Below are 6,000 nucleotides of genomic sequence, written 5' to 3' on the forward strand. Positions count from 1 at the left end.
GCAATTTCTCGACTAACCTCGATTCCCGTGACCGAGAACAGTAGATTGTCCGCCGGCGACGTCGCGCCGGATTTCACGCTCCCAGACGCCGACGGCAACGAGGTTTCGCTTCACGATTACCGCGGCCGCAAGGTCATCGTGTACTTCTACCCCGCGGCCAGCACCCCGGGGTGCACCAAGCAGGCCTGCGACTTCCGCGACAGCCTCGCCGAATTGAACGGCGCCGGGCTCGAGGTCGTCGGAATCTCGCCGGACAAGCCAGCAAAACTCGCGAAGTTCCGCGATACCGAAGAGCTGACCTTCCCGCTGCTCTCCGACCCCGAGAAGGCGACGCTCGAAGCCTGGGGCGCATTCGGTGAGAAGAAGATGTACGGCAAGACGGTCCAGGGCGTCATCCGCTCGACGTTCCTCGTTGACGAGGAAGGCAAGATCGAGGTGGCCCAGTACAACGTCCGGGCCACCGGCCACGTCGCCAAGCTACGACGCGATCTATCCGTCTAACTCCCGTACCTGCTCAAGAACAGCGCCTCCGCGAAAGCGAGATTCTCGATCTCCGACGGGTCGACGCTTTCGTCAGGTGCATGAATGCGGCACTGCGGTTCCTCGACGCCGATCAACGCGATCTCCGCGTCGGGGAACTGCTCGGCCAACGCACTGCACAGCGGAATCGATCCCCCTTGGCCGGCAAACCCCACTTCGCGGCCGTAGGCATCGGTCAGCGCAGACTTCAGCTGCGCGAATCCCGTCCCTTCCGTCGAGGACGAGAACGGTGATCCCGTCGATTCCGGTACGACCTCGATGTGGACGCCCCACGGCGCCGCTGCGCGGAGGTGGTCCGTCAACAACTTCTGTGCCTGCGCCGGATCCGTGCCAGGCGGGAAGCGAAGATTCAGGCGTGCGGATGCACGGGGCGTGATTGCCGCCGCAGAACCCACGACCGGCGGGCAGTCGATACCCAGGATGGTCAGCGCCGGACGAGCCCACACCTGCTCGGCGACCGAACCGGAACCAGTCAGTTGTACCCCTTCGAGTACCCCGGCGTCGGAGCGGAACTGATCGCCGTCGTAACTGATTCCCTCCCACTCCTGGTCGTTGSTCAAGCCTTCGACAGTGGTGTTTCCGGCGCCGTCGTGCAGCGTCGAGAGAATGTGCACCAGCGCGGTGATCGCATCGGGTGCCGGTCCACCGAAGACACCGGAGTGAATCTCACCCTCGAGCGTCGACACGTGGACCACCACGTTGGCGATCCCGCGTAGTGATGTCGTGATCGTCGGCTCCCCGACCTCGGTGTTGCCCGTATCGGCGATCAGGATCATGTCGGCCGCAAAAAGTTCGGGCCGCTCTCGCACCAGATCCTCGAGACCGCCAGTGCCCATCTCCTCTGATCCTTCGGCGACGATCGTCAGATGTGCGCTCGGATCCACACCTGCTGCGGCGAGCGCTCGCAGAGCTGTCAGATGCATGACGACGTTGCCCTTGCAGTCCGAAGCGCCGCGTCCGTACCACCGTCCACCCCGCTCGGTGAGTGTGAAAGGCGGCGAGCCCCAGAGCTCTTCGTTTCCCGGCGGCTGAACGTCGTAGTGGCAGTACAGCAGAACGGTCGGAGCACCGACCGGACCTGGTCGACGACCGACGACGGCGGCCGAGCCGTCGGGGGTCTCGATCGCCTCGATATCGGCGAAACCCTGATCGCGGAATGCCTCCAGGACCCAATGTGCCGCGGCCGCGCACTCTTCCGGCGGGTACTGCCGTGCATCTGCGACGGACTTCATCGCCACAAGTGCACTCAGATCCTCATGGGCACGCGGCATGAGTTCACGTACCGCGGTTCGCAGTTCTTCCGTCATCGTCTCCCTCTCCTCGGCATCGAACCTCGGTGTGCCCGAAGAATCTCAGTGTGCCCGAATCGGGCGTAGGGAGTCGGCAGGATCGCCGTTGCGCCACACCGCGCAGCAACCTCTTCAGCTACTGGACAGGTGGTCACCTAGTATCGAGGTGTGGCAACAGCATCGGGACTCGTGTGCGCGCACCTGCGCGGTGCGTTTCGACCGATCACGACCGCCGAAGTAGGTGGCCGATGACACCGGATAATGCACAAGTCCCAAATTCGACAGAAAACACCGATAGCCTGGAAGACGTGCAGCCCACGACTCGTAACCGCGCGCGGCGACGAGTCGACCCAGCACTGGAGAATCCTCAGAGCCTCGAAGAACCGCAGGAACTGCTGCCGCGCAAGCGTCCGACGCAAGAGCGCAGCCAGCGTAAATTCGACGCACTCCTGGCAGCGTCACGGGAACTCCTCACCGATGTCGGTTTCGAATCGTTCACCTGCGAAGAGGTCGCGGCACGTGCCGACGTCCCGATCGGGACGCTCTACCAATTCTTCGCGAACAAGTACGTCATCGTGTGCGAATTGAACCGCCAGGACCTCGTCGGGGTCCAGCACGAGCTTGCGCAGTTCGGCGGCGAAGTACCCTCGCTCGACTGGTTGCGGTTCCTGAACAGTTTCGTCGATCACATGGCCGGGCTGTGGACGTCCGATCCGTCGCGCCGCGAGGTCTGGCTGGCGATGCAGTCGACGCCGTCCACGCGGGCCACCGGAGTCATTCACGAAAAGCAATTCGCCGAGACCGTAGCGAAAATGCTCGGTCCGTTGACGCCTCGTACGCGGCGAGATCGTCGCCTGATGATGGCGGAAGTTCTTGTCCACGTGGTGTATTCGATGCTCAATTTCTCGGTTCAGGACGGTCAGTCGCATGCCGACGCCGTCGCCGAACTGAAAAGATTGATGATCGCATATCTCCTCGTCGCCGAGAAGGAATCCCGCACGAAGGACTAGTCGAACGACAAAGAGCCGGTCTCCCCTTGGGAGACCGGCTCTTTCGTGTCCGGCAGTGCTACTCCGGGTCGGATTCGATGACCGCGAAAGCGCCCGCCATGTCCCCGTCGTGGGTGAGCGAGATATGAATCTTCACTCCGGTGAGGTGTTTGGCCACGTCACCGCGAAGCCGTATGCCCGGGCGACCCCAGGCGTCCGAGACGACTTCGATCTGATTGTGGATCATCTCCCCCAGCACCGGTGGGCTGGCGAAGAGAGCAGTTGACCATGCCTTGATCACTGCTTCCTTCGCTGCCCACCGGGCGGCGAAATGTCGTGCCGGTTCGGAGCTCCGGGTAGCGGCGTCTCGACGCTCGCCCGGTGTGAAGTTGTCGAGCATTGCCGTTCCCGGCCTGTTCAATTGCTCGGCGAACTCCGACACCGTCACGAGGTCGAAGCCGATACCCAGAACTCCCATACCGTGATTATTACTTGCAGCCGGGCAGATTCGAGCGGTACACCAGATCTGCGCCGAGTCGTGCGTCCTCGCTCAGCAGCATGTCCGCTTCGAGCTGACGCGACGCCTTGGCCGGCGTTCCGTCGGCACCGAGGCGACGATCCGCCGGGCGCTCGTAAAGGCTGTCGCCACCGCACATCGCCTTGGCGAGGCGGCGCTGACCGTCGATCGCCCGCTGCTGCGCCGCAGCAACATAGTCGGCGCGCTTGTCGGCCGGAACCGACTCGACGAATGCCTGCGGGTGCACGACTGCGATCAGGCCGGAGACGTGACCGAAGCCGAGGCTGGTCAGCAGGCCGGCACGCAGCGGAAGCTGATCACCGAACTTGAGCGGCTGACGTGCCCACACGAGGTGCTCGAACTCGGCCATCTTGTCGTCGACGCAGTCGAGGCTGCGGTTCGGCGGGACGATGCCCTGGCTCAGTACCTGGCAGAGCCCGATCAGCTGGAAGGCTGCGGCACCACCCTTGGCGTGACCGGTCAGGCTCTTCTGCGATACCACGAACATCGGCGCACCTTCACTGCGTCCCAATGCCCCGGCGAGGCGCTCGTGCAGCTCTGCCTCGTTCGGATCGTTGGCGGCAGTGGAGGTGTCGTGCTTGGAGATCACGGCGATGTCGTCGGCGCTCACACCGAGAGCGTTGAGCGAGAGAGCGAGCTGCGAATCCGCTCCCCCACGTCCGGCGCCCAGTGCTCCGAGTCCCGGTGCCGGGATCGAGGTGTGGACACCGTCGGCGAACGATCCGGCCCAGGCGACCACACCGAGGACGGGCAGGCCCATCTCGAGTGCCAGGTCTCCGCGAGCGAGGAGAATCGTTCCGCCACCGGCCGACTCGACGAATCCGCCGCGGCGACGATCGTTGGCCCGCGAGAAGCGGCGATCCTCGATGCCCTTGGCGTGCATGTCCTCGGTCTTGGCAGTTGCCGACATGTCACCGAAGCCGATGATGCCTTCCGTGCTCAGATCGTCGAACCCGCCGGCAACAACCAACTGCGCCTTGCCGAGTCGGATCTTGTCGACACCTTCTTCGACGGATACCGCTGCCGTGGCGCAGGCGGCGACGGGGTGAACCATCGCGCCGTAACCGCCGACGTACGACTGAACGACGTGCGCTGCAATGACGTTCGGCAGCGCTTCCTGCAGGATGTCGTTCGGACGGTTCTCGCCGAGCAGCGTGTCGATGTACAGGCTCCGCATGGAGGTCATGCCGCCCATGCCGGTGCCCTGCGTGTTGGCGACCAGGCTCGGGTGTACCCAGCGGAGCAGTTCGCTCGGAGTGAAGCCGCCGGTGAGGAAGGCGTCCACCGTTGCGACGATGTTCCAGAGTCCGACGCGGTCGACCGAATCTGCCATGTCGGCGGGGATGCCCCACTTGGTGACGTCGAAGTTGGTCGGGATCTGGCCGCCGACACTGCGAGTCAGCTTCATCTTGCGCGGGACGCGGATCTCGGTGCCTGCCCGGCGGGTGACCGTCCAGTCTCCGGACTCGGCGGAAACCGTCGCCGTCGTGTTCTCCGGATCGGATTCGACGAAGGCCTGAGCCTCTGCCTCACTGCCGACCACGAAGCTCAGATCCTTGTCCAGGAACACGGAGGTGAGCAGCGGAGCGGTGTTGTCGATCATCGCGCCCTCGTCGACGTAGCGACGGATGCCGCAACGCTCGACGACTGCGTCGTGGTACTTGTCGGCGATTTCCGCCTCGGGTACCAGGTCACCGGATTCGACGTCGTACCAGCCCGGCTTGGGGTCGTTCTCCCAGACGATAAGTCCGGTGTTCCACGCCAATTCGAGAACGCCTGCGGCAGAGAGCTGCTCGTCGACCTCCATCTCGAAGCGGGTACGCGAGGAACCGTAGGGTCCGAGCTCTCCGGCACCCACGATGACCACGAGGTCCGCGGGGGTGACGTCCAGTTCGGGCCAGCTCGGAGCCTTGACCGAGTCGTCGATGCGAGCCGGCGTGGGCAGCGCCAGGATGCTGGACTCGTCCACTGCTTCGTCGACAGCCTCGGCGATCTCGGCAACCTCGGCAGCTTCCTTGGCCAAAGCACCCAGATCCAGGTTGGCCTCGGACAGTCCGCCGGTCAGGTCGACCTCGAGCGGAGCCTCTGCTGCAGCGCGCCGCGACTCGCGGGTTGCCGTCTTCAGCAGTTGGGTCGCCATCTCCTGGGTGGACCAGGTGCGGACGCCCGCAGCTTCGACCGCGTCGACGATCGGATCGTTGTGACCCATGAGTCCGGTTCCGCGAACCCAACCGATGACCGCGTGTGCCAACGTGACCCGCTCGGCCCAGTTCCGCTCGGCCTTCCAGCGGTTGACCACGGCGATCAGCGAAGCCTTGGCCTCACCGTAAGCACCGTCGCCGCCGAACGTTCCGCGGTTCGGCGAACCGGGCAGCACTACGTGCAGGTGCGTGTCGACATCGCTGTCGTAACCGATCTTCGACAGACCGCCGATGAGGCGCTCCACCGACCAGAGCAGCACGCGCATTTCCATTTCGGCGCGAGCGCCGGCGTCGGAGAGTTCGCCGCCGACACGCGGAGCTGCGAACGGGAAGAGCATCGTCGGCGTCATGGCCGGCTTGATGAGCTTCTTTGCGCCGCCTGCGTTCTCGGTGGCCTCGTTGCCGATCCAGTCGATCAGTGCGTCGACGTCGGTGTACGACGC

5 protein-coding genes are annotated in these 6,000 nt (G+C 64.4%); 2 read left to right on the top strand and 3 right to left on the bottom strand.

Annotation, left to right across the window (positions count from 1 at the left end; all coding sequences use genetic code 11):
- Positions 1-27 precede the first annotated feature (27 nt).
- Complete coding sequence (gene bcp / locus AC1DWA_RS30395) at positions 28-501, top strand: thioredoxin-dependent thiol peroxidase (RefSeq protein ID WP_019749140.1); 474 nt, start codon at positions 28-30, stop codon at positions 499-501.
- Here the strand turns inward: bcp and AC1DWA_RS30400 are convergent.
- Positions 498-1,847: a M20/M25/M40 family metallo-hydrolase gene (locus AC1DWA_RS30400; protein ID WP_477917425.1), complete on the bottom strand. Its 1,350-nt coding sequence runs from the start codon at positions 1,845-1,847 to the stop codon at positions 498-500. The genes bcp and AC1DWA_RS30400 overlap by 4 nt on opposite strands.
- A gap of 290 nt (positions 1,848-2,137) precedes the next feature.
- Here AC1DWA_RS30400 and AC1DWA_RS30405 point away from each other — a divergent pair, with 290 nt between their 5' ends.
- Complete coding sequence (locus AC1DWA_RS30405; protein WP_019749142.1) at positions 2,138-2,839, top strand: TetR family transcriptional regulator; 702 nt, start codon at positions 2,138-2,140, stop codon at positions 2,837-2,839.
- Between the two features lie 58 nt (positions 2,840-2,897).
- On the opposite strand, the gene acpS is transcribed toward AC1DWA_RS30405, so the two are convergent.
- Both acpS and AC1DWA_RS30415 read right to left on the bottom strand, forming a co-directional pair.
- Positions 2,898-3,296 (bottom strand): holo-ACP synthase AcpS, encoded by a 399-nt coding sequence (gene acpS, locus AC1DWA_RS30410; RefSeq protein WP_021333452.1) that lies wholly within the window; start codon positions 3,294-3,296, stop codon positions 2,898-2,900.
- 10 nt (positions 3,297-3,306) lie between these two features.
- The coding region (locus AC1DWA_RS30415) for a beta-ketoacyl synthase N-terminal-like domain-containing protein (protein ID WP_477917427.1) at positions 3,307-6,000 on the bottom strand (2,694 nt) is incomplete at its 5' end.

This window comes from Rhodococcus sp. P4_F3_2 (assembly GCF_056401335.1).

Coding starts and splice junctions, on each gene's coding strand:
- acpS (WP_021333452.1), bottom strand. CDS start 3,296: ATGGGAGTTCTGGGTATCGGCTTCGACCTCGTGACGGTGTCGGAGTTC.